Raw genomic sequence first — 25,468 nt, 5'->3', positions numbered from 1 at the left:
GTTCTTTCTTCATTATTTTTTCTATATAACATAATTGTCTTAAATTGAAAATTTTGTACTTTTAAATATCGGGATTATTCCTATATTATATCTTTCTTCTTTATTCACTCAATTACTATATTTATAGCAATATCTTTTGAATTTCATTTTCCGTGCTGAAGCAAAGCTTTAGCATTATTAAAAAAATCGGAAAAATCAAATCATTTATTGCCTGATCAAAAAGCATTGGCAAACTAATGACAACCAATAAAATAATATTCTTTATCTTAGATGGACTTGACTTGATAAATCTTATTGGATAATATAAAACTAATAATGTAAATAGAACTCCAACCGGTACAGAATAATGTATTAACTCATTTAAAATTACATTATGAAAATTATTGATATATCTTCCACTGGCAGCTAGCCAAAAAGATGTTGTAAAAAAGTCCTTTCCCATACCATTTGGATATTTAGCTAAAGAATCTGCATAAATTGCCCAAATATAGGCTCGGTCTCCCAAACTTGATATATTTCGACCTATAGCAACAATATAGTAAATAATACACGCAAGAAATAGCCCTGTAAAAAAGGCAAAAACCATCTTAATCAAAGTTTTACGATTAATAGCTCTGGCTTCTACATAGTAGGCAAAAAGAACACCACACATGCAAACCATTGATACCATGGAATTAATTCTAATTGCTGCAACAAAATAGATGCAAATCCAAAATTTACGAAAATGAAAAGTTTTTCGTTTAATTAAAAGAGTTAATGCAAGTACAAGCAGTAATCCATAAGTACTTTTATGCATAAATACCCATGTAAGTCTCTCATCTATAAAAACTCCACTTCCTGTTCTTCTAATATGGAATCCGTTTAAATCTAAAAAAATAGAATCCACCCCCATCACATTTGCTATTAAACTTAGAATAACAGTAAAACAAAACACACTCAATATCGTATCTGTTAACTCTGCATAAAATCCATTTTTATCTTTTAGCCCATCATAGTCCTTTGAGACAAAGTCCCATAATAGCAGAAAAGACAAAGTTTTATAAAAAAGCGCCCAATAACACCTTAAATAAACAACATCATAATACATAAATACGGCAAAATACAGTATTAGCACTATTAAATATAATCGATCTCTTTTTTTTTTCTTTACTATATTTAAAAACAAGAGAATAAGCACAGGTATTTCTGCAACAGCAAACAATAGATTATGTCTATTTGTATCACATATGTATACCGGTATGAGAAATGAAAAAAACGATAATACTATAAATTGTAAATAAACAGTATCCCTTATATGACTTAATTTTATCTTCAAATTATTCACCCCACTCAGTGATTTATTTCTCTATTAATTCCAACCATCTCGATATGATGTTCTCAATAGAAATAGATTCTGCCATTTTTTTAGCATTTTCAGCCATTTCAGCCCTCATTTTAAAATCTTCTGCCAGCATGAGCATTGCAAAAGCAAAATGTTCCGTATTAAATTTTTCTATAATAATTCCCTCATGATTTCGAGTTAAAGGTATAATTGCTGGAATATCATAACAGATAATCGGTAATCCCACTTCATAAGCCTCTGTTACGCACATAGGAAAACCTTCCCATCTTGAAGAAAGCAGGTAAACAGATGATTCTATTAACAGAGATTGCACATCTTGCAAATATCCTGGAAAAACAATTCTATCTTGGAGATTGTAACCAGTAACTTTTTCTTTAATTTTCAAAAAATCTGGGCCATCGCCTGCAATTACTAATCTCCATTCTTGATTAATTTTTGAAAAGATATTAAACGATTCTATAAGCAAATCAAATCCTTTTGCTTCGACAAAGTTTCCAAATGCAACAAATTGTTTGTTTATCAGTTTTGATTTTTCATAACTAACAAAACTTCTCGGGTTATAGATATAGTCACTTGTAACACCAATATTCTTTTTGTACTTTTCGGCGATGTCTTCATTTAGCACAATACAATGTGATAAACCTTCCATTGCTTTGCGAAAGATAGCTTCCCTTTTCCAAAGGTATCTATGAGGAGTCTGGAAATAAGCCTCATACGAACTATGTTCCCAACCAATTGTAATTAATTCTTTCAACTTGCATTTTCCAAGCAAAATAGACATATCACCTGAAACTGCAATAATAGCATTGAATGAACCTATAACAAGCTTTTTCATTTTCCTAACGGCGGTCTTTGAGTAATAAGCATAATTCAATAACCATATATTATCCTCTAAAAAAGTCAATTTTGTTTTTCTATATATATATCGTATAGAAGATGCGATTGGTAACTTAGAGTAAGGGTAATAAGATACTACTTTAATGTCATCATTTAGTCCATATATGCTATTTAAAATTTTCTTCTCCCGTGTAAAAATCGTTATATCATAGTATTTATGCAATTCATTAGCTATTATTGTAACAACCCGTGACTCACCACCTATTGCATAAACCGTAGGTGTGAAAAAAGCAATTTTTTTTTTCATTTTAAACATATAAGCTTTAGCTGTCGCATCTCATGTCTTCAGTGAAAAGCTCTCCTTCCTGTTATTCTTTTTAAAATCCCTTTTAATGGTTGTGTAATATTTTGGACTGCAAAAGGCTTTATTTGAAGAGCCTTTTTCCAAATTGAAAAAGCGTATTTGTATAGCCCCGCATTATTCATATTGTTGACCATCCTAATTAATTGATAATGGGCTGCATCAGGGTACATATCGTACAATTTTTTATGTTTTAGCAGAAACATTTCAAATGCTTCAATTTTTTTGGGGATATTCATAGAAATTGAAATGTCTGAAATATCGTACACAGCAACTAGCTCGTCAATAAATTTAAAATCGCTATTTTCAGATAATCGTAACAATAAATCATGTTCCTGGCTTGCTGTTAGCTTCACGTCAAATCCACCTACCTGACGGACAAGATCTGTCCTCATAAGCGGAAATATACACATTGTGTTTCTATACAGAAGAGACTCTGTGAGCCTGCCGTCAATCGCATCAGTCTTAACAATCTTTTGTTTATTTTTATATTTTAAATAAAATGGAGTATAAACAACACCAATGTTCTCTGATTCAAATCCTGTTAATTGAACCTCTATCTTTCTTTCTAGCCAATAGTCATCGTCATCAAGAAACGAGATATATGTGCCCTTCGCCCTTGAGAGGCCTAGGTTTCTAGCTGCACAGGCTCCAGAATTATGGTCTGGCTCTAAATATAATATTAATCTCTTGTGGTATTTTGACAATAACTCCTTGATTTTTTCTGCATTCTTTTTATCTTCGGGATAATCATTTACAACGATTATTTCAATATTTTTATATGTCTGGTTAACAACACTTTCAACTGCTCTTCTTAACACAGAGATAGGTCTTTTGTAAGTTGTTATTATAACAGATACCAATTTATTATTCATTATTATCTCTTCCTCAAACCTCAAAGTAACAATTTATCGTTCAAAGCCAATACACCCGACTAATTTTTGTTCATTTTATCTTTTTACTTAAGTTCTTTCTTAGCCTAATGAGTAAAATATTTTAGAGATTCTTTTAATAGTACTTAATTTTTTCTGACAGACTCTTAGCAGATACCAATTGTTTTGTCGGAACACCTGCTACAATATTATAACTATTACAATTCCAGAAAAAATAATTGAATCCTCTCCAATGAAAACATCATTACCTAATAAAACTTTTTCGACTCTACTATATCCAAGTTACTACTTCGTACTGGTATTATGTAATAGTATTCTCACACCACTAATTGTGACTCTATTTCCTTTTTTAGTAAAATTGCATACTCTTTATCTATTTTATCTTTTCAAATCTCGATATTCTCTATCGGTGAACCATACTTTTAGAATTTATCTATCGTTATCCCCCCCTAAAAAGCCTTTTTATTTTATTCTTTTACAGTATATATTTACTCTCCCAATTTACGGTATAATCTTTCGATTTTTTCATAGAATATTTTTTCTGAGAACTTAGTTTCTGCTAGATAACGTGAACAATAGGACATTTCAAGCAATAGGTTATCGTCTGCAATAAGCAGTTTCAAATAATCTGTTAGCAATTCAACATTTCCCGGATCGATCAAAAAGCCATTATCAATCACTGCTTCAGCTATGCAGCCCACTTTTGTGCTTATTATTGGAAGGCCATAAGACATAGCCTCCAATATGGCAATTGGAAGGCCTTCATTATAGGAAGGAAGTACCAGTACATCAGAACTCTTTAAGATTTCAGGCTTTTGTGCTTTCGTAATCCATCCAAGGAATTTTACTTGGTCTTCTAGTTTATTAATTCGTACAAAATCCTTTAGTTTAGTTTCCTCTTCGCCAGCACCGGCAATCAAAAGTTGAAAATTAATAATTCCTTCTTCAGTAATGTTTTTTATTGCTTTGAGCAAATCACAAACTCCCTTACGCTTAATTAACGCACCCAAAAATAGTAAGGTTCTACGTTTTCCTATTGTTTTTTCAGCAATATCAGGTAAAGCAATCGCATTATTGATTACCTCCACGTTTGCTTTCGGCGCGAGTGAACAAATAAATTTTTTCCAATCTTCACCCAATACAATTATCGAATCAGCAATTGTAAACAACTCCTTTATCTGAGCTTTTCTTTTCATTCCGCTACTATTAAAAAAATCGATAAATTCAGATCCATGAAGATGAATGATAACTTTCTTGTTATATTTTTTACAGAGTTTTGTCACGTAAAACTTTCGATAAAAACTTCCCTTATATGACATATGAATATGAATTATATCAAAAGTATCTTTGTGAATAAGCTCGTGCAGTTTTAAATATGCTTTAGCAAAAAATACTATCTTCTTAACAGGACTCCCTGAAACATGGGTTGCTAAGTATGAAAACTGATATCTATGTCCCCAACTGTGATTTAATAGCTGGTCAATAACGCTATTCATACCTCCCTTTTCTCTTCTATCTGAGCCACACATTAAAATTCTTAGTTTCCCGCTATTTTCCTTTATACTATTGCAACATCCAGATACTATCATTTCATCTATGGAATCTAAAATTATATTCGTATTAGAGACATATGGCTTAATAATTTTTTTCTTTTCAGCTGTAATTGCTTCTCCAATCTTGCTGCAGTCATAACACCCCGTAACTATACCTAGCTTTTCAAATGCCTCAATAAGCTGTAGTTGATGATTATCTACAGCCTCATCATACTTTTCCAATCTCGGAATAGCAACTATCCGCTTTCCCATTTTGGCAGCATTTACGATGACACCAGTTCCACCATGAGTTAAAACAATATCACATTCTTTTAGCTTTTTATTGAATTCTTCACGATTAAGAAAATCAACCGTTTTATAATGCTTAACTTTATATGTGCTGGAACCTATTTGTGCAAATATATTATCTATAATCTCACCATTTTCTATAGCAGAATCTACTGCCTTTAGCAATCTATTAAATTGAAAGCTCCGTGACCCCACAGTAATAAATATCATTAATAGATCCCTCCTTTAAAAATGGCATTGGGATAAAATTTTTTCATGCTCTTCCACTGTACATAGAATTGATCTGCAAACTTATATGCAATTTTTCCTGTTATATTGGGAGAGTTTATTTTAGCAAACGACTCAATATATATAACTTTCCCCCCAAATAACTTTGAAAACAACATGAAAGGAATTGTTGCTAAAGCACCTGTAGATATTGTATAATCCGGCCTGTCAGTGATAATGATAAAAAGAGATTTTGCAATGTTTAAAAAAAATTTTAAAAAAAAGGTTTTATCTGTTCTGTTGATGGGCATTACATACCTAACAGGAATTTTTCCAACCCTCACGTCATACCTCATTTTTTCTGTAACTATATAGCCATCATATTTTTCTATGAGTGGTTTAAGCATCAACAACTGTTCAAAATGTCCCCCCGATGATGATACCAAACAGATTTTAACCTCTTTCTTCCTTTCACCCATCTTACAGCCTCCAAAAACACATACCAGATGCTTTCAAGTCGACAACTTTGTAGAGTCCTTTAACGTCTATCAGTACCATTTCATTATCCTCACGACACTCAAATAATTTCTTAATGTCCACTAAACTTAATGCCCTGAATTCATTATGTGCAACTGCAATGATTACGCAATCCGCCTCACTAACTTCTTCCAGTTTGGTAAGGGTTACGCCATACTCTTCCCTTGCTTCTCGTTCACTTGCCCAAGGATCAACGACCACAGGCTTAACACCATATGTATTCAACTGCTTTATAATATCGTACACCTTGCTATTCCTTATATCCGGACAGTTCTCTTTAAAGGTTAAGCCTAGAATTACAACCTTTGATTTTTTGGGTGCCTGACCCACTGCAATCATCTGTTTGACTGCAGAATCAGCAACATAACTTCCCATACTATCGTTAACAATGCGACCATTCAGGATAATCTGGCTGTGATAACCCAACTTTTCAGCCTCATATGTAAAGTAATATGGATCTACACCAATGCAATGCCCCCCAACCAAACCAGGACGAAACCCAAGTGCATTCCACTTGGTGTTCATACCATCAACAACTTCATTTGTATCAATATCCATTCGGTCAAAAACCATCGCAAGTTCATTCATGAATGCTATATTGATATCGCGCTGACTATTTTCAACTACTTTTATTGCTTCTGCTGTTCTCATATTAGAAACAGGATGAGTTCCAACCTCAATAACGATATCATACACATTTTTGATTTCCTCAAGAGATTCATCATCGCAACCAGATACAATTTTTTGAATATTTTCCAACCGATGTACTTTATCACCAGGATTGATACGTTCCGGACTATAACCAATTTTAAAGTCTTCACCACATTTGAGACCAGATTCCTTTTCAAGAATAGGAATGCAGACAGTTTCTGTGCAACCTGGATAAACTGTAGATTCATACACTACTATTGCCCCCCTAGTAAGGTTACGGCCGACAATCTCAGATGCTCCAATAATAGGTGAGAAATCAGGTGTATGGTCTGTATTTACAGGTGTAGGAACCGCTACAATCAGGAATTTCGCTTCTTTCAATTTTTTTTCATCCGACGTAAAATCTACAGTAGCGTTTCTGATTGCCTCATTACCAACCTCTTTTGTTGGGTCAATTCCAGATTTATAAATATTAATTTTTGTTTTATTAAGATCAAATCCAACTACCTTTAAGCCCTTTTTAGCAAAAGCTATAGCAATTGGCAAACCAACGTAGCCGAGTCCTACCAAAGCAAGTTTTTCTTCACCATTTTTTAGGTTTTGATACAGGGACATTCTCTTTTCCTCCATTTTATATCTTCATCTATACATTTTTAAGCCATCATGTATTTCGGTAGCCTTCCTAATTATGTTCGGATTTATCGGTTTATAAACTCTTAAGCATTCAGATACAGTCACGTAATAACTAAATAACTACATCGAATTTTCAATTCATATACATTTGTCTTACATTTATAGTAAATAGTTTATATACTACATTAAAATCATAGAAACTATTATTGTAGTATATTACCCTCTAATCTAACTTTAAATAATTCTGGTAGAGTCGGTAGCACGTAATCGGCAAATAAGAGAAATCTATGATTTTCTTTTATATCCTCTAAATAATTGTTATTATTTGGACCTACAACACCGCATCCCCACCACTCTTCCACGACTCTCCCATCTCTAAACCGACCCTTTCTTCCCCACCACAACAAGCAAAGTCCTGAACAAAATCTTTATATCCAAACTCAAACTCCAATTCCGTATATATTCGTTATCTAACCGAACCACTTCCTCGAAGTCTGTGATATCACTCCTGCCGCTTACCTGCCAAAGCCCTGTTACTCCTGGTTTCATTGCCAGGCGGCTCTTATGATGAGGTTCATACTGTTTATACTCGTCCAGGGTCGGAGGTCTTGTCCCCACAAGGGACATTTCCCCTTTTAACACATTCAGAAACTGAGGAAATTCATCCAGGCTTGTCTTCCTGATGAAATGACCAAAGGGATAAATCCGGGGATCATTATCCATCTTAAACATCAGGCCATTCATTTTATTGCTGGCCATCAGTTCTTTCTTTCTCTGTTCAGCATCCATATACATAGAACGGAACTTATAAATCTTGAACTGCCTTCCATTTCGCCCCACCCTGGTCTGAGTAAAGAATATGGGGCCGGGAGACTGGACTTTTATTACCGGTGTTATGATAAGTGCGATAACACCGGTAAGAATGATCCCCACTATACCTCCGCAAATATCCATAAGCCGCTTTAACGCCAGCTGCCACTGGGTTACATTGTTAATTCCTGTGGTGAGTGTCATGATTCCGTTGATCGTCTCTACCCTGTAGGCCAGATAATTTTCTTTTAGCTGGACCAGATTTACGTGGACTACTATTCCCATATCCACTAATTCTTCTATTTCATCTGAAAGCTTTTCATTTTCCAGATAAAACAAAACGTCATCTATAACATTATTTTTACAATACTCTATGTAATCAGACCACTTTGCTACGATCGGAACACCTTCAATAGAATCCTCTTCTGTCTCACGTTCTCCGTTTTCCATTAGGACTATACCCACAAGCCTCATAGACCCATATGGATTTTTCATAAGCCGGTCTACGCATTGATGCACATATTCTCTTTTAGTTATAAGAAGCATCCTGTTTAGTTTCCCGTCATGGTAGGTACGCTTTCTGATTTCCCGTTTCCACATGACATGAAGAAACCATGTCATTACACTGTTTATTATAAAAAATGTAAACAGCATTATTCTGGAATAGTCAGCCGACATCTTCATGGCAAATAAAAATGTGAAAACCGCTGCCAGAAGAATGGCGTTAAATGACAGTACTGCCCATAACTCTTTCAGATATCCGCGCCGCAGGATTCCTGAATATGGCTCATTAAAAAATACAATGCATATAAACAAAACACCTACTAACAATGCCAGCCTGCCATAATTCTTTGAAACAATAGTTCCTTCTAAACCATTCCGAAATGCATAACACAGGAAGATAACTATTTCGGCGCATATAAGATCCAGTAAAATAAAATCGAAATGCTTAGCCCAGCTGCTCTTCTTTTCATAACGCATCCTGCTCTCTCCCCTGCCAGTTCTTTCTGCTTTTTCACACACCTGCTATTTTACAGTCAGTTCCAGCTTAACTATGTCTGACATGTTGCCGTCTGAATCTGTCACATAATAGGATAATGTATGTGTTCCACGTTCTGCAGCGTCTTCTCTTCCGTCTATCGATATGCTTCTCCATATCTCCAGTCCATCTTTGTCATCCACAATGTCGTCAATATAACTCATATAATCAATTTCCGTCCCATATTCAACTGTTGCTTTCTTTGTATTCAAAAATATGGCCGGTCTTCCGTCTTCTCTTGGTGTTCTGTCTTCTGACTCAGATTCATCTTCCGATTCTGATTTATCTTCTGACTCTTCTTCTGAATTATTTGTTTCGGTTTCATCGCCAGGCTTATTTGAATCATCGTTTTCTGTGGTCTTCTCCTCACCCTGTCCAGGGTTGTCTGTTTGACCAGCCGCTGCTCCGCCTGAAACCGGGACAGCTCCATCTTCGTTATTCTCTTTGCTGTCATTACTGCTGTAATTGATAATTCTGGCTACTTTTGCGACATTATTGCTGCTATCGACTACTACATAAGTAACAGTAGCCGTTGTCCCGTCAATGGCAGGTACTATTTTTTCAATAAAGACCTTGTCACTCAAATCGCCGTCTTTATTATCAATGGCAGTGACGCCCTCCAGAAGTTTTGATTCATCATCTCCAGGTGAGTAACTGATTTCTTCTGAATTAAATTGAATCTGAGGTGCAATTCTGTCACTTCTTGAGTAAAATAATATAGTGAGTCCGAGCATTCCTGCTGACAGTAAGAGAAGAACTGACACTATAATCTTTCTACTCATTTCTCTCCCTCACTTTTTCCGTAGTACTGACCATAATATTTACCATAGTATTTACCATAATACCGTCCATAATAGCTGTCAGATTCCATATCCACTTTATTTAGTACAGCTCCCAGAACTCTCACGTTCGCCTTTTTCAGCTGAGACAAAATATCAATAGCAAATCTGCGCCTTATATTTCCCTGTGAAACTACCAGCATCACCCCGTCACATTCTTTCGCTACAATCGCACTGTCTATAACAGCTCCCAAAGGCGGGGTATCTATTATCACATAGTCATAATACTTTCTTCCTGAATCAATCAGCACCCTGAAAAATTTGTTTCCCAGCAGCTCCGCCGGATTAGGAGGAACATGCCCGGCAAATATCATATGGAGATTTTGGATATTTGTACTGTACAGTACTTCATCAGCAGAACATCTTCCTGAAAGGAAACTGGACAGTCCTGTAATCTGTCCTGTAGCCTTATATCTTCCTACCATGACCGACTTTCTTAAGTCTGCGTCGATAAAAAGTACCTTGTCCCCATTCTCGGCCATGGATTTAGCAAGATTAAAAGCTGTGCTTGATTTTCCATCATTCGGCAGACAACTGGTAACTGCAATTACCCGCACATCATCACCGCAAAACTCAATATTTGAACGAAGGGATTTATATGCTTCACTGGCCTGGTGATTTAAGCTTGTAACCTTTTCTAAAACTACACTTTTCATCTCACTGCCTTCCTGCCCTTCTTACTATTTTTTTTACTGCTCCCAGACGTATACGGTATGGTGCCAATACAGCTGATTCCCAGATAACTTTCTATATCATCAGGAGTTTTAATCGTATCATCCAAAATCACTTTTATTACTATTATGAGGACTGAAACAAATCCTCCAAGTATCCCTCCTAAAAGAACATTCTTCGTAGTACTGGGACTTGATTTTACTAATGGGACATTTGCTTCATCCACAATATTTACTGCCTGTATGTCCATTACATCTTTAATATGTACTGCTGCCACTTCCCGTACCTGATTAGCTATTTTCATGGCCATTTCCGGATTCTCATTTTCAACAGAAATCTCCAGTATTCGTGTATCCGTCGGGGATGTGACTTCAATTCGTTTTGACAGCTGTTCACTTGTAAGGGGAAGGCCCAGATTCGCAATAACCTGCTCTGTTACTGTTCTGCTCTGAATCAGCTGGGCATAGTCTTTTGTCAGCTGTGTTCCTGTCTGCAGATCCGAATATGTTACGGACTGGCTGTCCTGTTTATTCAGAACATATACACTTGTAGTAGAAGTATACATGGGCGTCATCAAAAATTTTGTGATAACTAAGGCGATCAATGCACAGGAAACTCCTGCCAGTACGATCAAATACCATTTAGACAGCAAGCTGATAAAAAGCTGCCCCAAATCAATTTCTATTTCTTCTTTCTGATAATTGTTTTCCATCTCTCACTCCTGTTTTCATTCATATCATATAATCCGTAGACCAGGGTTGGATTTCCTAAATCATAAGATTATAGGATAAGGACCGCTCCCCCTTATTATTAGAGGGGACAGCGGCTGCCTACCACACTTTTGACCATAAATGTCTCATTAACTCAAGCTATACTCCCAGTCTGTCCATCTGCAGTTTTTTCTGCTGCATACTGCTGTGGACATAAATGTTCATTGTAGTGCTCACCGTTGAATGCCCCAAGATTTCTGAAAGAGATTTCATATCAAAACCCTTCTCAATGCACATAGTTGCGAAACCGTGTCTTATTGAATGAAAATTAAATTGATCCATATTGCATTTTTCCAGACATTTATGAAAATGGTATTGGATAATTCTTGGTTCCATTGGAGCCTCTTTTCCATTCAGGACATAACAATTATCATCACCTTTCCACTTCTGTAGTTCTTCAGTCAAGAAGCTGGGAATAGGAATCCACCTGTCGGAATCAGCTGTCTTTGGAGATACTACCACTAATTTTGTTTTAGCCTCCATATCATTTTTATTATGCTGAACGTTTTTAATCCTTATTACAGTTCTGGCTACATGCATTATTTCGCTCTCAAAGTCAAGATCTTCCCATCTTAATCCGCTTATTTCACCAATCCTCAGTCCTGTATACATACAGAGTTTTATTCCGGCACCAAAAGAACTGTTCAAAGTACCCAGATACCTTTCGAATATAGTTCTTTCATACGAAGACATAATTCTTGAGACTTTGCTGTCTTTGCGGATTGACGGAAAGGTTATTCCTTCCAGACTGCAGTATCCGGACTTATTGGCATATTGAATAATTCTTTTCATAAGAATAAAAATCATTTTCAATGTTGACGCGGCGAGCCCCTCTTCAGCTTTTACGCCGATAAATTTATCTAAGTCCTCGCTTTTCAGTTCTTTCAAATTTATATTTTTAAAATATGGGATTAAATGATTAGAAATTGAATTTAGATAGACAGCATATGTACTTTCTTTTATACTGTGCTTAATGCTTTTTAACCAAGAATGGCATAATTGTTCGAATGATATATCTTGAGATATGGTAATATTTTCCAGTTCTAAGAGTCTGACTGCCTCATCACGCTTCTGTTTCACTAATTGATATTTTGAAGCATATACAGAGGCGTATACAGATTTTCCATTTTCATCTTTACCAGCAATGTAGCGTGCTTCCCACCTCCCATCCTTTCGTTTTCTGATATTTTCCCCTCTTCTGGGCATATCACGCACTTCCTTTCATTCCGTATTTAGTTTTACAAATTTATAATAATATAAAACGGAATGATGCTGCAAGTAAAATAGAAGTTTGACCATAAATGCGACCCTGAATATGACACTATCTTCTATTAATTCCTATAATATTTGGGATATTTTTCTAAAATGCTAAAATGTTTATTGACATAATCTTATGGAAGTATTAATATATAACCTGAGTATTGTGGATATAAAAAAAAGATGCTACTATATTTAGTAACACCAAAGAGATTTACTTTATCGCAAAATCTTATGATTTGCGATAATTTTTCTTCAAATATCTCATCATTTCATACAATATTCTATAAAGTTTTCTAAAAAAACATACTACAAATATTCATTTCCAAGCATTTTTTTCGGATTTTCCCAATACAATTGCTGAGCATATTCTTCTCCAAAATGCTTTATGACGTATTCGATGCTTTTTTCTATCTGAGGCGTTCTTTTTGTGCTTCCATGACAATCTGTACCAACAAAATGTACGCAGTCCATGCTCATCAGTTTTTTACAGAAACGCCGGTCTGAGAAAGATCCTGCTATACTGCCTGCATTAAGCTGGATGTAATTTCCCATCTGTACAAGTTCTTCGGCCAGTTCAGGTTTCTTCCTAATACTCATACACCGCTCTGCATGTGCCAAAATAGTCTGGTAACCCAGACTCAGGATGTTGGAAAGGCTGTTCTTGATCTCTCTGTATTGTGCCCCTGGTGTGAACTCAATCAGCACATAACGGGAACTGCCCATTGTATTTCTGCCGGATCCTGCATCAGCAGCCAGCATGTCCATACTTCTGCTGTCCGAATATATCTCCCTTCCCAGATAGATTTCCATCTCCGGCAGTTCTGCTGACACCTTCTCTCTCACCTGTTCCCACACATGGTAAACCTTTTCCCAATCTTGAGCCGCATATCCGTAATGGTAATGAGGGGTTGCGATCATGCCGCGTATTCCTTCACTGTAAGCCATTTTTATCATACTCATGGTTTCATCCATACTCTCTGAGCCATCATCCACTCCAGGCAGGATATGGCAATGTACATCTATGCTGTTCAGCATCATGTCTCCTCCTAACTAAATATTTATGGTAACTGTCCAGTACTTTCACAGTTGTCTGCAAAAAATCCATTTAAAATCACCTTCGGCAATGTGTTTTTTGCACACCAAAATCATTTTCTCACGGTCTGTGCAGTAAATGCACAGACCTGCCCCTCAGGCTGTACCGCAAGAAAATTCCGCCCTGGATTATTAGAAGCACATCTGTGCCCTATATCCTGGCTTTTGAACCTTTTGTATCTCTCTTTCCTATACGTAATTTATTCAGATAGACATCCTTTTCCTTATATTTTACTGTCTGCTCCCCCTGTCCGTCCAAATAATGGACAGTTTCCAGGCTGTCTCCTTCAGTTAACCTGATGCCACGTACTCCCACAGCTCCTTTTTTCTTTTGGGGAATCTCCGAAAGAAGGAATCTTAAGAATACTCCATCTGCAGTCTGCAGGACTATCTGCTCTGCATCCGGCATACATGATACAAAGACCAGTTCATCTTCCTCCTGAAGCTTTGTAGCTGCTATTGTACGCTTTGACACATCAAATTCGGCTCCTTCAACTTGCTTGATCATTCCCATCTTAGTGGCAAACAGCAGGACAGATGACTTAATTTTCTGAAGACATTCCACAAAGATGATCCTTTCTTCTCCGCTGCTGTAATTACAGAGATTATCGATTGGTGTTCCTTTATCTCTGAATTTTCTGCCCGGGATATCCAGCACTTTCAGCAGATGCTGCTTACCTGAATCTGTGAAGATACATATTTTATCTGTATTCATGCAGGTCAGTACGTACTTATTTTCTGCATCTGCCGCTTCCCTGTTTCTCTCATATGCGGCCACATCCACTATTTTTGCATAACCGAATTTGTCCATCATAAAGACTACTTCTGTCTCTTCGATCTTCTTCTCCTCATAGACAGCTTCTTCAGCATTCTCTATCACTGTCCTTCTTGGTATACTGTATTCTTTTTTTATACCTTCCAGCTCTTTTATGATGACTCTCGCCATGGAGTTATAATTATTCAGAATATCCTCGTAGGATGCAATATTCTTCAGTGTAGCCTCGTGCTCCTTCATCAGGGCCTCTATCTCCAGCCCTATTAATTTATAAAGCCTCATTTCCAGAATAGCTGTGGCCTGTGCCTCAGTAAAATTTAATTTTGCTGCCGCTTTTTTCGATGCCGCTGATTTAAATTTTATGCCTTCTGTCACCCCATGGATCAGACATTCCTTTACCTGCTTCTGATTCTTGCTTCCCCGGAGGATCTCTATAATCAGATCTATGACATCACAGGCTTTAATCAGTCCTTCCTGTATCTCTTTTTTCTCCAGTTCCTTTTTAAGAAGCGTTTTATATTTCCTTGTTGACAGCTCAAACTGGAAATCAATATGATGTTCCAGAATAGCTCTTACCCCTAATGTTTCGGGCTTTCCATCAGAAACAGACAACATGTTGACACCAAAGGTATCCTCAAGCCTTGTCTTTTTATAGAGCATGTTGATCAGGTTTTCTGCATCTGCATTCTTTTTCAGTTCCAGAACGATCCTGATTCCTTCCTTGGACGAGTGGTTGGCAATATCAACTATGTCATTCGTCTTTTTTGTCTCGATCAATCCTGCTACATCATTCAAGAATTTTCCAATATTGGCTCCCATCATGGTGTAAGGGATCTCTGTAATAACGATCCTGCTCTTCCCGCCTTTATCCTTCTCTATCTCCACTTTGCCCCGTAGTTTTATTTTTCCTGTACCGGTCTTGTAGATATTGATGAGCTCATCTTTATTAACTACGATGCCTCCTGTGGGAAAGTCCGGCCCCTGGATAAATTCCATGAGCTGCTCTGTGGTTAGCTTAGGATTCTTTATCATTGCTACTTCAGCATCTATAACTTCCGCCAGATTGTGCGGCGGAATACTGGTCACCATACCCACGGCAATGCCGTCCGCCCCATTTATCAGCAGATTAGGGATGCGTACCGGCAACACTTCAGGCTCTTTTTCCGTCTCATCAAAGTTGGATACAAAATCAACCACATTTTTGTCCAGGTCAGCCAGAAAAGATTCCTGTGTTATCTTCTGAAGCCTGGCTTCTGTATAACGCATGGCTGCTGCCCCATCTCCCTCAATAGAGCCGAAATTTCCATGCCCGTCCACCAGCGGCAGGCCTTTTTTAAATTCCTGTGCCATAACTACAAGCGCCTCGTATATGGAGCTGTCGCCATGGGGATGGTATTTACCCATGGTATCTCCTACTATACGTGCACATTTCCTGTAGGGTCTGTCATATTTGATCCCCAGTTCATACATATCGTACAGAGTCCTCCTCTGTACCGGCTTCAGTCCGTCCCGCACATCAGGCAGCGCTCTCGCTATTATAACGCTCATGGCATAATCAATATAAGATTTCTGCATGAGCTCAGAATATTCTGTCCGGATGATCTGCTCTTCTATCATTTTTTCCATCTCTCGCCTTCTCCCTTCCTAAATATCCACCTGTGCGTCCTGGGCATGTTCGTAAATAAACGCTTTCCGGGGTGATACTTCTGTCCCCATAAGCATCTCAGTCACATCAGAGGCCATGCGGGCATCCTCAATTTCCACTCTTTTCAGCTTTCTGGTTGCCGGGTCAAGTGTAGTCTCCCAAAGCTGCTGTGCATCCATCTCTCCAAGGCCCTTATACCGCTGAAGTGTAAAGGTCCCTTTGTGGGTCTTTCTGTACCGTTCCAGTGCCTTTTCATCATAAAGGTACTCTTCTTCACCCCTTGAGGGCATTGCTTTATAAAGAGGCGGCATTGCGATGTAAACATGTCCTTCATATATAAGTTCCGGCATAAACCTGTAAAATAACGTAAGAAGCAGCGTACAGATATGAGAGCCGTCCACATCGGCATCAGCCATAATAATTATCTTATCATACCTGAGCTTTGTAATATCAAAATCATTTCCATAGCCTTCTGAAAACCCGCATCCGAATGCATTTATCATAGTTTTGATCTCAGCATTTGCAAGTACCTTATCTATGCTGGCTTTTTCAACATTCAGGATTTTTCCTCTTATGGGCAGGATAGCCTGATAATTCCTGTCTCTCGCCGTCTTGGCGGAGCCTCCGGCTGAATCACCCTCCACTATGAATATTTCACACTTTCCTGCATCTCTGCTCACACAATTGGCCAGCTTACCGTTAGAATCAAAAGAATACTTCTGCTTTGTCAACATATTTGTCTTTGCTTTTTCTTCAGACTTTCTGATTTTAGCTGCCTTTTCCGCACAGGACAGGACATTTTTCAGTGTCTCCAAATTTCTGTCAAAGTAAAGGACAACCTCCTCTCCGGTAACTTTACCGGCTGCCTTGGCTGCATCCTGGTTATCCAGCTTTGTCTTTGTCTGACCTTCGAATCTGGGCTGGGGATGCTTTATTGAAATGACCGCCGTCATTCCATTTCGGATGTCAGCCCCGGTAAAGTTAGCATCTTTCTCTTTTAATACTCCAATTTGGCGTGCATAGTTGTTCATGACCGCCGTAAATGTCGTCTTAAATCCTGTCAAATGTGTTCCGCCCTCTGCATTGTAGATATTATTGCAAAATCCAAGCACATTCTCATGAAAAGCATTAATATACTGAAAAGCACACTCAACTGTAATGCCCTCTGATTCCCCTTTAAAATAGACAGGCTCATGGACAACCTCTTCATTTTTATTTAAATCCTTCACAAACCCAATGATCCCATCCGGCTCGTGGAACTCTATATGTTCCTTTACCTCTCCGCGCCTGTCCTCGAATATGATCTTCAGGGCAGGATTCAAATACGCTGTCTCATGGAGACGGCTTTTCACCTCATCGGCTTTAAACCTGGTCTTTTCAAATATTTCCGGATCAGGCAGGAAATTAACCTTTGTCCCTGTCTTCCGCGTCTTTCCTATGACAGGTAAAAGTCCGTCTACAAGCTCCTGTACCGGAATCCCCCGCTCATATCTGTCATGGTGGATAAACCCATCCACACTGATTTCAATATCCAGATATGTAGAAAGAGCATTTACAACAGAGGATCCAACTCCATGCAGACCGCCGCTTGTCTTGTATACCGTATTATCAAATTTTCCTCCCGCATGAAGCGTTGTAAACACAAGACGTTCAGCCGGAACCCCTTTCTCATGCATTCCTACAGGAATACCACGGCCATTGTCGTTGACAGTTGCCGAACCATCCTTTTCAAGAGTAACCTCTATAAGGTCACAGAAACCTGCCAGATGTTCATCCACCGCATTATCTACGATTTCATAGATCAAGTGGTTAAGCCCTTTTCTTGACACGCTGCCGATATACATCCCGGGCCTCTTCCGAACAGCTTCCAGACCTTCCAGCACCGAAATGCTGCTGGCGTCATAAATGTTTTTCTTTGCCATATCCCATATTCCTTTCTATTCCCAAAATAAGCCCTGGTCACCCAGAGCCTACTTCCGCTGACGTTAAGCCAGCTTTATACTCAGATTCAATTATAAATAGTTTAAAAAAAATAATCAAGCATAATTATCCGCCGCCGCTTTGCCAAATAAGTAAATGGTCACTGTTCTCTCCGTGATCAGCAACACACTCCGTGATACACAGAAAAGACTTGCATCTTCCCTTGTCAAACACTTATTCGGAACTTTTGTTCGAACTAAATATATCAAAATAATACTGCGTTGTCAAGGGCAAAGCCTCCCCCAAAAAACCGCATATTATTTCCGGTTGGTTCCGATTTTAGACACGGCTTGTTTTAACTACTTTCTTATGCTACAATAAAAGTACATGTGCGGACATCTGTGAGGATGCCGCACTTTTATAAAGGAGGAAACAAAAGATGGCAGATGACCAGAAAATATTGTTATTTGAGAAGATGCCAATACCTAAAGCCGTAATGCAGCTTTCAATTCCCACAGTAGTCAGCTCGCTGGTCATGGTGATTTATAACCTGGCAGACACTTATTTTGTAGGAATGTTAAATGACCCGGTGCAGAATGCTGCTGTAACATTGGCAGCGCCGGTACTCCTGGCGTTCAACGCAGTCAACAATCTGTTCGGCGTTGGAAGTTCAAGTATGATGAGCCGTGCGCTGGGGAGCAAGAAATATGATACAGTCAGGCGGAGTTCATCATTCGGATTTTACTGTTCGCTGATTTCCGGCCTGTTATTCTCACTTTTGTGTTTTTCTTTCCAGAATCCATTGCTTACTGTGCTTGGAGCAGATGCCAATACAATAGAAGCGACACGGGGATACCTGCGCTGGACGGTATTATGCGGCGCGGCCCCGGCGATTCTGAATGTGGTAATGGCTTATATGGTGAGGGCGGAGGGCGCGTCTCTGCATGCGAGCATCGGTACCATGAGCGGGTGTCTTTTAAATATTATACTGGACCCGATTTTTATTCTGCCCTGGGGGCTGAATATGGGCGCGGCCGGGGCCGGTCTTGCCACTTTTCTGTCAAACTGTGTGGCATGCTGTTATTTCTTTGTGCTGCTGTATGTGCGCAGAAAAAGCACCGTGGTATGTATTTCCCCAAAAAAGTTCGGCTTTCAGAAGGATATTGTACTTGGGATCTTCGGAGTTGGGATTCCAGCAGCAATCCAGAATCTGCTCAATGTCACCGGCATGACCATCTTAAACAACTTTACATCTCCCTTTGGCGCCCATGCAGTGGCTGCCATGGGGATCGCCCAGAAGGTAAATATGGTGCCGCTGCAGGTGGCAATGGGATTTTCTCAGGGCGTCATGCCGCTGATCAGCTATAACTACGCCAGCAATAACAGGAAACGTATGAAAGAATCCATTATGTTTACGATCAAGACGGTCGTTCCGCTGATGGTTGTGGTGTTAATCTCGTTCAGTGTTGGCGCAGGGCCTATTATAAATGCTTTTATGAAAAATGAGAGTATTATTTCTTACGGGACAAGCTTCCTGCGGGGTTTCTGCCTCTGTCTGCCGTTTCTCTGCATGGACTTTATTGCAGTAGGTGTCTTTCAGGCAGTGGGGCATGGCCGCTCAGCGCTGGCGTTTGCGATCCTGAGGAAAATTCTGCTGGAGATTCCGGCGCTGTATGTGCTGAATATCCTGTTCCCTCTGTACGGACTTCCGTATGCACAGTTTGTTGCAGAATTTGTATTGTCAATTGCAGCTGTTGTGATGCTGAGGCGCATATTCAAGGCTGGGGAAGTCCCTGCCGGGCGTTAAGCTCTCTTACACACTGCTGAAAAAAAAAGGAGACTGATTTTATTTACACCCAGTCTCCTTTTTTGTACCCTTCCTTCGGATGGGCGTGCTGCGCACGATAATGTATTCTATTCTTCTCCGCTTAAATAACATCTGATATCTTTGATAAAAATATTTAAAACTATTGCAGATACCACATAGAATATATCAACTATGATCAGATAAATATATAACGGTCTTCCTATCATCCTTATAAATAAAAAGATCAGATGGGAAACACCCAGGATCATAAATACCCATATGGCCCAATTATGTCTTGTTTTCAATAAATACGCAATATAAATTTGAAGAATACCTGATACCACTGAAATTATAGCAGACGGGAATCCCTGTTCGGCAAAATCCATTATGCAGGATAGTATAATAACAACAGTTAATGTAACAAAAAATATATGTAAAATTTTCTTTCCCCTTTCCGGGTGCCCTTTTTCCATTCACTTACCCCCCTGTCCTTAAAAAAATGTCCTGCATGCTGAAATCAACGCTGCTGCACTGCATATTGATTTGATATGGTATAAATATTTTAATTCATTTGACTATAATGCCTGTAATAATACTCCTCCGCGTCCTTTAATTCATTTAAAAAATTACTCATATCATATTTTTCAGCCTTTTCATAAATTACTTCTGAAACAAATCTATACCAATATTCCTCAACATCATCACAAACTTTACCGTTAATCTTATCTTTCCCATTTTTAAATTCTTCGTATTTGATTTTATATAATTTGTCTATAGTATCCATGACTCTATAATATTCTTTAAGTTTTAGAATATAATCTTTCAAGGTAGTATCAAACTCTTCGTAGTATTCTTCAATTTCTTCATAATTTACTGCACTTTCCACTTCTTCTATATGCTTCTCCATTAGTTTATCATATTCGGTTTCCGGCAGTTCATACCCCTCTTCTAATGCATATTGGTATATCGTCATAGACCTGTTTATTCTTTCTTTTGCATATAAAACCGCATCTTCCTCAGAACTTCCATATTCCATCTTCTGCTTAACTTCTTCTATGAAAAAATACCGTAAATCCAATATGCTAAATTGTTTGTTAAGTTTTAACTCCCATTCAGATGGTACGCCCAGGTAAGGTTCCATATTAATTTCCTGCCAATCAATATATGATGTAATAAACTCAGCATCTTTATATATCGTTCCTCCCGTTGTCTCCATATACCACTTATCGTCAACTTTGAAGAAAAGGAACATGTCTTTGGAGCCGTCATTATATATTATAGAAACCGTATGATAGTATCCATTATTCTGGATCGTTTCCCTATCACCTTCATCTAAGAGTGGCGCCTCCCTGATTTCATCCATAAGCTTTATTGCTCTTTCCTTACCAAAATGTTGTATACTTATCTTTGCTGTATTCAACTGAATTTCTGATACCTCTTCAATGTCTTTTAATTGTATGGTAACTTCTTTCCCTGTAAATCCTAAAAGTATCAGGCATAAAAACATACTAAAGCACAAAATAATTTTCTTCATATCTCTCCTCCTTTCCCCCAGCACCATTGTGTATATATTTATGTTACCGCATTTATATTTATTTGTAAATAGCAGATATAATTAGTTTATTTTTTGTATACAGACATTTTACCTTGATTATTTTTAATATTTAATTTTATACAAGTATTTATCTGTAATTATCTGTCCACATCTGAGATTCAGAATTCTGATCCATAAGCTGCCCTCTCAGCACCGGTAAAAGCTATAAACGAATATCACTGGCGAATAAAATAAGCAGATATTTTATAGAAATATAATAAATTATCCATCTAAATATATTGACTATGCATTTAAAGTGGAATATTATAAAGGTAATAAAGAAGTAAAAAAACAACAATATTAAAAACATATCAAATTTTAATATTGAAGAGACAAGTTAAATGCTGGAACATGAAATGTATGTGTCTGTCAAAAAGGAGGCGGTCTGTATGTTAGAAATGGTAGTTAAAGTTGTAAGTGCATTTCTTTTGCTTTTAGTTCTGGTAGGAACTTGTGTATTGCTTCTGGAGGCATGGTGGTATTCCAAAAAGAGGTTGGATGAAATGCCCGGTTCCAGTTTGACTTTGTTTGAAAAGATGTTTTATGCTGTTGGAGACATCTTTGCTGTAGCGTCAGAGTGGAAGGATTACTTCATTATAAGGATGAAGGAAATCTTTATGGGATATCATCTGGATATGGAGACCCCCGGTTCCAGATATGCAAGGAGATACAGTAAAAAAGAGATTTCAGAGAGGGCACAGACAATGGGGAAAACCTCCAAAGCCAGAATCAGGCTGAAGGTTTAATGAATATCGGAGCTAATGAAAGGAAAGGATGCTGTGTATGCAGTGTCCTTTCCTTTTATTAATTTTTGTGCTACTTCAGTCGGAAGAAACTGTAAACGATATTTTTCCCAGGAATTATAAGGGCTGCACAGACCGTTTAGCGCAGAAATTGGTTGAATTTTGCATATTAAAAAATTTTTTGAAAAAATTTGAAAAAAGTACTTGCTTTTTTTGGAAAGATGGTATATTATAATGTCTGTAAGGTTCGTTGGTCAAGCGGTTAAGACGCCGCCCTCTCACGGCGGAAACAGGGGTTCGATTCCCCTACGAACTGCTAATTAAAATCTCAGGTTGCCAAATTGTTGGATACCTGAGATTTTTTATGTATTTAAATTTGAGAAAGCAACACAGGCTTGTGGACTGATCGGAGAATAAAATGATAAACAGAGAAGATATGATGGAATTAACCAGACGCATGACTCCAGCACGGACTTCCATGACCAGGATTGCCGGAAGTTATATGGATGCTGACGGCGAAATAGACGGGACCTTTAACACAAATTTCTTGAAGCTTTCAGCCGCAGAGAAAAGTAAAAAACTTGCTGTTGCTAAAGCAATTCCTTTTTCCGGTACCAATGAAAATCTGAAAAGATATAAATTTCCCAAAGATTCAATGAAGCAGGGAAGCATGTGGCATCTTTTGATGTGCATGAAATCTTGCGGACTGAAGAATGATGCATTGATGGACACATTCTATGAACTGGTATCTGAATTATATCAGGTTAAGCACGACTATGCGGTTTTTGTGTTTCATGATCGTTATGATGTTCCGGTTAAAGGGGCTGATCATGAGAGACTGGGTGAATCTGAAGAAGTATATGAATATATCATATGCGCCATCTGTCCGCTGTCAGGTGAATATGAACCAGGCAAACCAGAGTGTGGATTTATTTTCCCGGCTTTTGCCGACAGAAGTGCTGAGCAGAATTATGTGGATGTATTTCAGTCTGATGCAGGACATCCTCATTTAGAGATATTGAAAATTTTAGGCGTGTGATACTTCCCAAAAATACAGCCGGATGCCCGCAGATCTGGGCGCCCGGCTGCAATATGGTTATTATATTAAAACTAAACCTTATCCAGTTTATAATTTTATTACCTCCAGATCATCCGGCACAAACAGATTTCCTCTGTAGTACTGGCGTCCTTCTTCTGTGTACATATGTTTTCTGCGGGGCAGGTTCTCATCTTCTGTGTGATATAAAATTAGATTCGGAACTTTCAATTCAGCTGCTGCCTGACAGGCATCTTTTACTGTACTGTGGCTCTTCTCATAAGGCTTGAACCTTTCATTCTGACTATAGAGGCAGAAGGCTTCATGCATCAGCCATTCACTTTTCCTGACCTCTTCATAGTTTTCCGGATTATATGGTTCATCGCCCAGACATGTAAATTTCCTCTCATTATCCAGCTTTAGTGTAAATCCATACTGCTTCGCTTTCCTTGAACCGATATCAAAAAATTTCACCTTATGATCTATGATTTTCCTTTTTTCACCGTCTTCAACAGCAACGATCCTGATACGCCCTCCCAGAAGCCTGATAATTTTCGGCATAATGGTCAGCCGCGCAATCGATTCGATTTTCCCGGCCAGTTCGCTGTGGCAGTATATGTTCAGATCACCCTCATATTTTTTCTGGTTTATCTTCTGTCCGATAATCCGGATCATCCAGAAAACGCCCAGCAGGTGGTCAATATGCTCATGTGTAACAAAAATATCATGTATCTGCTCAACAGGAATTCCTGCCTTCTTCAGCTGCATCAGTATCTGGTTGCCTCCACCTGCATCAATAAGAAAATACTTATCCTTTTCTGACAGGACAAAACAAGTATTATAGCACTCAACCGCCGCCGCATGTCCTGTTCCCAGCATAGTTAACTTCATATATTTTCCCCGCCCTTTTCTGCACAATATATCCTAATGCGACAAATGTATCATTACGTATTCACTATGTCCGCCTGTCCTGACCGGATATCCCCACCCGGCTATACCCGAACTCACGATAACATCCAGAGTGTTCAGCCTGCGGTGTCCATAATTAATCTCATTTATCCCCATCAGTTCCATGAGCGGCCCTGTAGGCCATATCTGCCCTGCATGTGTATGTCCTGAAATCTGCAGGTCAAACCCTGCCTCCTCGTTCTCCTTTAGTTTTCCCGGCTGATGGTCCAGAAGAATCTTGAATACATCCTCATCCAGTCCTTCCGTTAAAACCTCTGCTGACCCTCTCCCATTTGTGGATGCATCCTTCCGTCCGATCAGACATACACCGGGAGTCAGCAGGACGGCTTCATCTTCCAGAACCTTCACTCCTGCTTCTTCTAATGTGAGACGAAGCTCCTCAGCAGTATATTCAGAGTCTGTCCGATAGTGGTTAGGGTCGTGATTTCCAAATACGTAATATGTTCCGTAAGTGCTCTGTACATCCCCAAGTATTTCCGCTGCCTGTTCCATTTCTTCTTTTTTAGTGTGTTCGTCAAAAATATCTCCTGCCAGCAGAAGCATATCCGGCGACTGTCCTCCAATCTCCCCGCACCACTTTAACAATCCCCCGGCATCCATAGACGTGCCAAGATGCAGATCTGATATTACAGCGATGTCCAGACTCTCTCCTTCCTCCAGCTTGGCAGATGTAATATCATATTCCGTCACATGTATCTGATGCATATTCCAGAATCCGTAGATAAAGACAAACGCCACAGCAGCAGCTCCTATGACACCGCTTTTATACAAAAAGTCCCACACCCTGTTTTTTCCGTGAAACCATACTTTATTTAAAATCAGATTCAGTATCTCCATGATAAGGCAAACTGCCAGAAAATGATAAACAACGACTGCGCCAAGCCCAAATACCCACCATCCAATAGCTGCACAGCCAACACTAAATATCAGGCAAAGTATCCTCGTATACCACCTTCCCTTTTCCAGCTTGAACAGGGATAAAAACCGCCTAAAGAAAAAATAAAAATAGATTCCGGCAGGTACTAAAATGACAGCCGGAAGCAGATAGAATACTAAACGCACAACAATCCTCCTTACCATCTTTTTAATAATGCTGCTTATCTCCATCTCCCGGATTTTAGCAGCTTCTTACCGATAGTATACTATGGTTCATCTAAATAATCTATAAATAATTTTATTTCCGGATATAATCAGG

21 protein-coding genes and 1 tRNA gene are annotated in these 25,468 nt (G+C 38.4%); 4 read left to right on the top strand and 18 right to left on the bottom strand.

Features of this window, described 5'->3' with window-relative positions; translation table 11 throughout:
* Positions 1-121: 121 nt before the first annotated feature.
* The 14 genes from NSB28_RS07130 to NSB28_RS07065 form a co-directional block, all read right to left on the bottom strand.
* A complete protein-coding gene (locus tag NSB28_RS07130) occupies positions 122-1,315 on the bottom strand; it encodes a hypothetical protein (protein WP_109626223.1) in 1,194 nt (397 codons plus the stop codon).
* A 22-nt stretch (positions 1,316-1,337) separates the two neighbouring features.
* On the bottom strand, positions 1,338-2,495 hold the full coding sequence (locus tag NSB28_RS07125) for a glycosyltransferase (protein WP_109626222.1): 1,158 nt from the start codon (positions 2,493-2,495) through the stop codon (positions 1,338-1,340).
* Positions 2,496-2,524: 29 nt separating this feature from the next.
* Entirely contained in the window at positions 2,525-3,415 is an 891-nt protein-coding gene (locus NSB28_RS07120) for a glycosyltransferase (RefSeq protein ID WP_109626221.1), read from the bottom strand.
* A gap of 506 nt (positions 3,416-3,921) precedes the next feature.
* A complete protein-coding gene (pssE, locus tag NSB28_RS07115) occupies positions 3,922-5,484 on the bottom strand; it encodes a PssE/Cps14G family polysaccharide biosynthesis glycosyltransferase (protein WP_109626220.1) in 1,563 nt (520 codons plus the stop codon).
* Entirely contained in the window at positions 5,484-5,960 is a 477-nt protein-coding gene (pssD, locus tag NSB28_RS07110; protein ID WP_257497615.1) for a PssD/Cps14F family polysaccharide biosynthesis glycosyltransferase, read from the bottom strand. Before pssD ends, pssE begins: the two co-directional genes overlap by 1 nt.
* 1 nt (position 5,961) lies before the next feature.
* Complete coding sequence (locus NSB28_RS07105; protein ID WP_109626219.1) at positions 5,962-7,284, bottom strand: nucleotide sugar dehydrogenase; 1,323 nt, start codon at positions 7,282-7,284, stop codon at positions 5,962-5,964.
* A gap of 393 nt (positions 7,285-7,677) precedes the next feature.
* A complete protein-coding gene (locus tag NSB28_RS07100; protein WP_109626218.1) occupies positions 7,678-9,093 on the bottom strand; it encodes a sugar transferase in 1,416 nt (471 codons plus the stop codon).
* A gap of 45 nt (positions 9,094-9,138) precedes the next feature.
* Entirely contained in the window at positions 9,139-9,933 is a 795-nt protein-coding gene (locus NSB28_RS07095) for a hypothetical protein (RefSeq protein WP_109626217.1), read from the bottom strand.
* Positions 9,930-10,646 carry a polysaccharide biosynthesis tyrosine autokinase gene (locus NSB28_RS07090; protein ID WP_109626216.1) on the bottom strand — a complete coding sequence of 239 codons (717 nt, stop codon included), beginning with the start codon at positions 10,644-10,646 and terminating at the stop codon, positions 9,930-9,932. Before NSB28_RS07090 ends, NSB28_RS07095 begins: the two co-directional genes overlap by 4 nt.
* Positions 10,643-11,374 (bottom strand): YveK family protein, encoded by a 732-nt coding sequence (locus NSB28_RS07085; RefSeq protein ID WP_109626215.1) that lies wholly within the window; start codon positions 11,372-11,374, stop codon positions 10,643-10,645. The genes NSB28_RS07090 and NSB28_RS07085 overlap by 4 nt, the downstream gene beginning before the upstream one ends.
* Positions 11,375-11,531: 157 nt before the next feature.
* Positions 11,532-12,638, bottom strand: coding sequence for a tyrosine-type recombinase/integrase (locus NSB28_RS07080; RefSeq protein ID WP_109626214.1), 1,107 nt, complete (start codon positions 12,636-12,638; stop codon positions 11,532-11,534).
* 360 nt (positions 12,639-12,998) lie between these two features.
* Positions 12,999-13,730, bottom strand: a complete 732-nt coding sequence (locus NSB28_RS07075; protein WP_257497609.1) for a CpsB/CapC family capsule biosynthesis tyrosine phosphatase — start codon at positions 13,728-13,730, stop codon at positions 12,999-13,001.
* Positions 13,731-13,935: 205 nt separating this feature from the next.
* A complete protein-coding gene (locus NSB28_RS07070; protein WP_109626370.1) occupies positions 13,936-16,176 on the bottom strand; it encodes a DNA gyrase/topoisomerase IV subunit A in 2,241 nt (746 codons plus the stop codon).
* Positions 16,177-16,203: 27 nt separating this feature from the next.
* Complete coding sequence (locus NSB28_RS07065; protein WP_109626212.1) at positions 16,204-18,126, bottom strand: DNA gyrase/topoisomerase IV subunit B; 1,923 nt, start codon at positions 18,124-18,126, stop codon at positions 16,204-16,206.
* Between the two features lie 437 nt (positions 18,127-18,563).
* Here NSB28_RS07065 and NSB28_RS07060 point away from each other — a divergent pair, with 437 nt between their 5' ends.
* Positions 18,564-19,931 (top strand): MATE family efflux transporter, encoded by a 1,368-nt coding sequence (locus tag NSB28_RS07060; RefSeq protein ID WP_109626211.1) that lies wholly within the window; start codon positions 18,564-18,566, stop codon positions 19,929-19,931.
* A gap of 107 nt (positions 19,932-20,038) precedes the next feature.
* Here NSB28_RS07060 and NSB28_RS07055 read toward each other — a convergent pair whose 3' ends face one another.
* Entirely contained in the window at positions 20,039-20,404 is a 366-nt protein-coding gene (locus tag NSB28_RS07055; RefSeq protein ID WP_109626210.1) for a hypothetical protein, read from the bottom strand.
* Positions 20,405-20,493: 89 nt separating this feature from the next.
* The gene (locus NSB28_RS07050) at positions 20,494-21,465 is read right to left on the bottom strand and encodes a hypothetical protein (protein WP_109626209.1); all 972 of its coding nucleotides are present in this window, start codon (positions 21,463-21,465) and stop codon (positions 20,494-20,496) included.
* Positions 21,466-21,914: 449 nt separating this feature from the next.
* On the opposite strand from NSB28_RS07050, the gene NSB28_RS07045 reads away from it, so the two are divergent.
* The 3 genes from NSB28_RS07045 to NSB28_RS07035 all read left to right on the top strand — a co-directional run bounded on the left by NSB28_RS07045 (position 21,915) and on the right by NSB28_RS07035 (position 23,307).
* Positions 21,915-22,271: a hypothetical protein gene (locus NSB28_RS07045; protein WP_148410501.1), complete on the top strand. Its 357-nt coding sequence runs from the start codon at positions 21,915-21,917 to the stop codon at positions 22,269-22,271.
* A 241-nt stretch (positions 22,272-22,512) separates the two neighbouring features.
* Positions 22,513-22,584 (top strand) — tRNA-Glu (locus tag NSB28_RS07040).
* Positions 22,585-22,686: 102 nt separating this feature from the next.
* On the top strand, positions 22,687-23,307 hold the full coding sequence (locus tag NSB28_RS07035) for a DUF4317 family protein (RefSeq protein WP_109626206.1): 621 nt from the start codon (positions 22,687-22,689) through the stop codon (positions 23,305-23,307).
* Positions 23,308-23,394: 87 nt separating this feature from the next.
* Here the strand turns inward: NSB28_RS07035 and NSB28_RS07030 are convergent, their stop codons facing one another.
* Together NSB28_RS07030 and NSB28_RS07025 are read right to left on the bottom strand one after the other, a co-directional pair.
* Positions 23,395-24,195 (bottom strand): MBL fold metallo-hydrolase, encoded by an 801-nt coding sequence (locus NSB28_RS07030; RefSeq protein ID WP_109626205.1) that lies wholly within the window; start codon positions 24,193-24,195, stop codon positions 23,395-23,397.
* A 33-nt stretch (positions 24,196-24,228) separates the two neighbouring features.
* Positions 24,229-25,335 carry a metallophosphoesterase gene (locus NSB28_RS07025; RefSeq protein WP_257497608.1) on the bottom strand — a complete coding sequence of 369 codons (1,107 nt, stop codon included), beginning with the start codon at positions 25,333-25,335 and terminating at the stop codon, positions 24,229-24,231.
* Between the last annotated feature and the right edge of the window lie 133 nt (positions 25,336-25,468).

It is taken from the genome of Murimonas intestini, from assembly GCF_024622195.1.
Lineage (GTDB): Bacteria > Bacillota > Clostridia > Lachnospirales > Lachnospiraceae > Murimonas > Murimonas intestini.
This window is presented reverse-complemented; position numbering and strand designations above follow the sequence as displayed.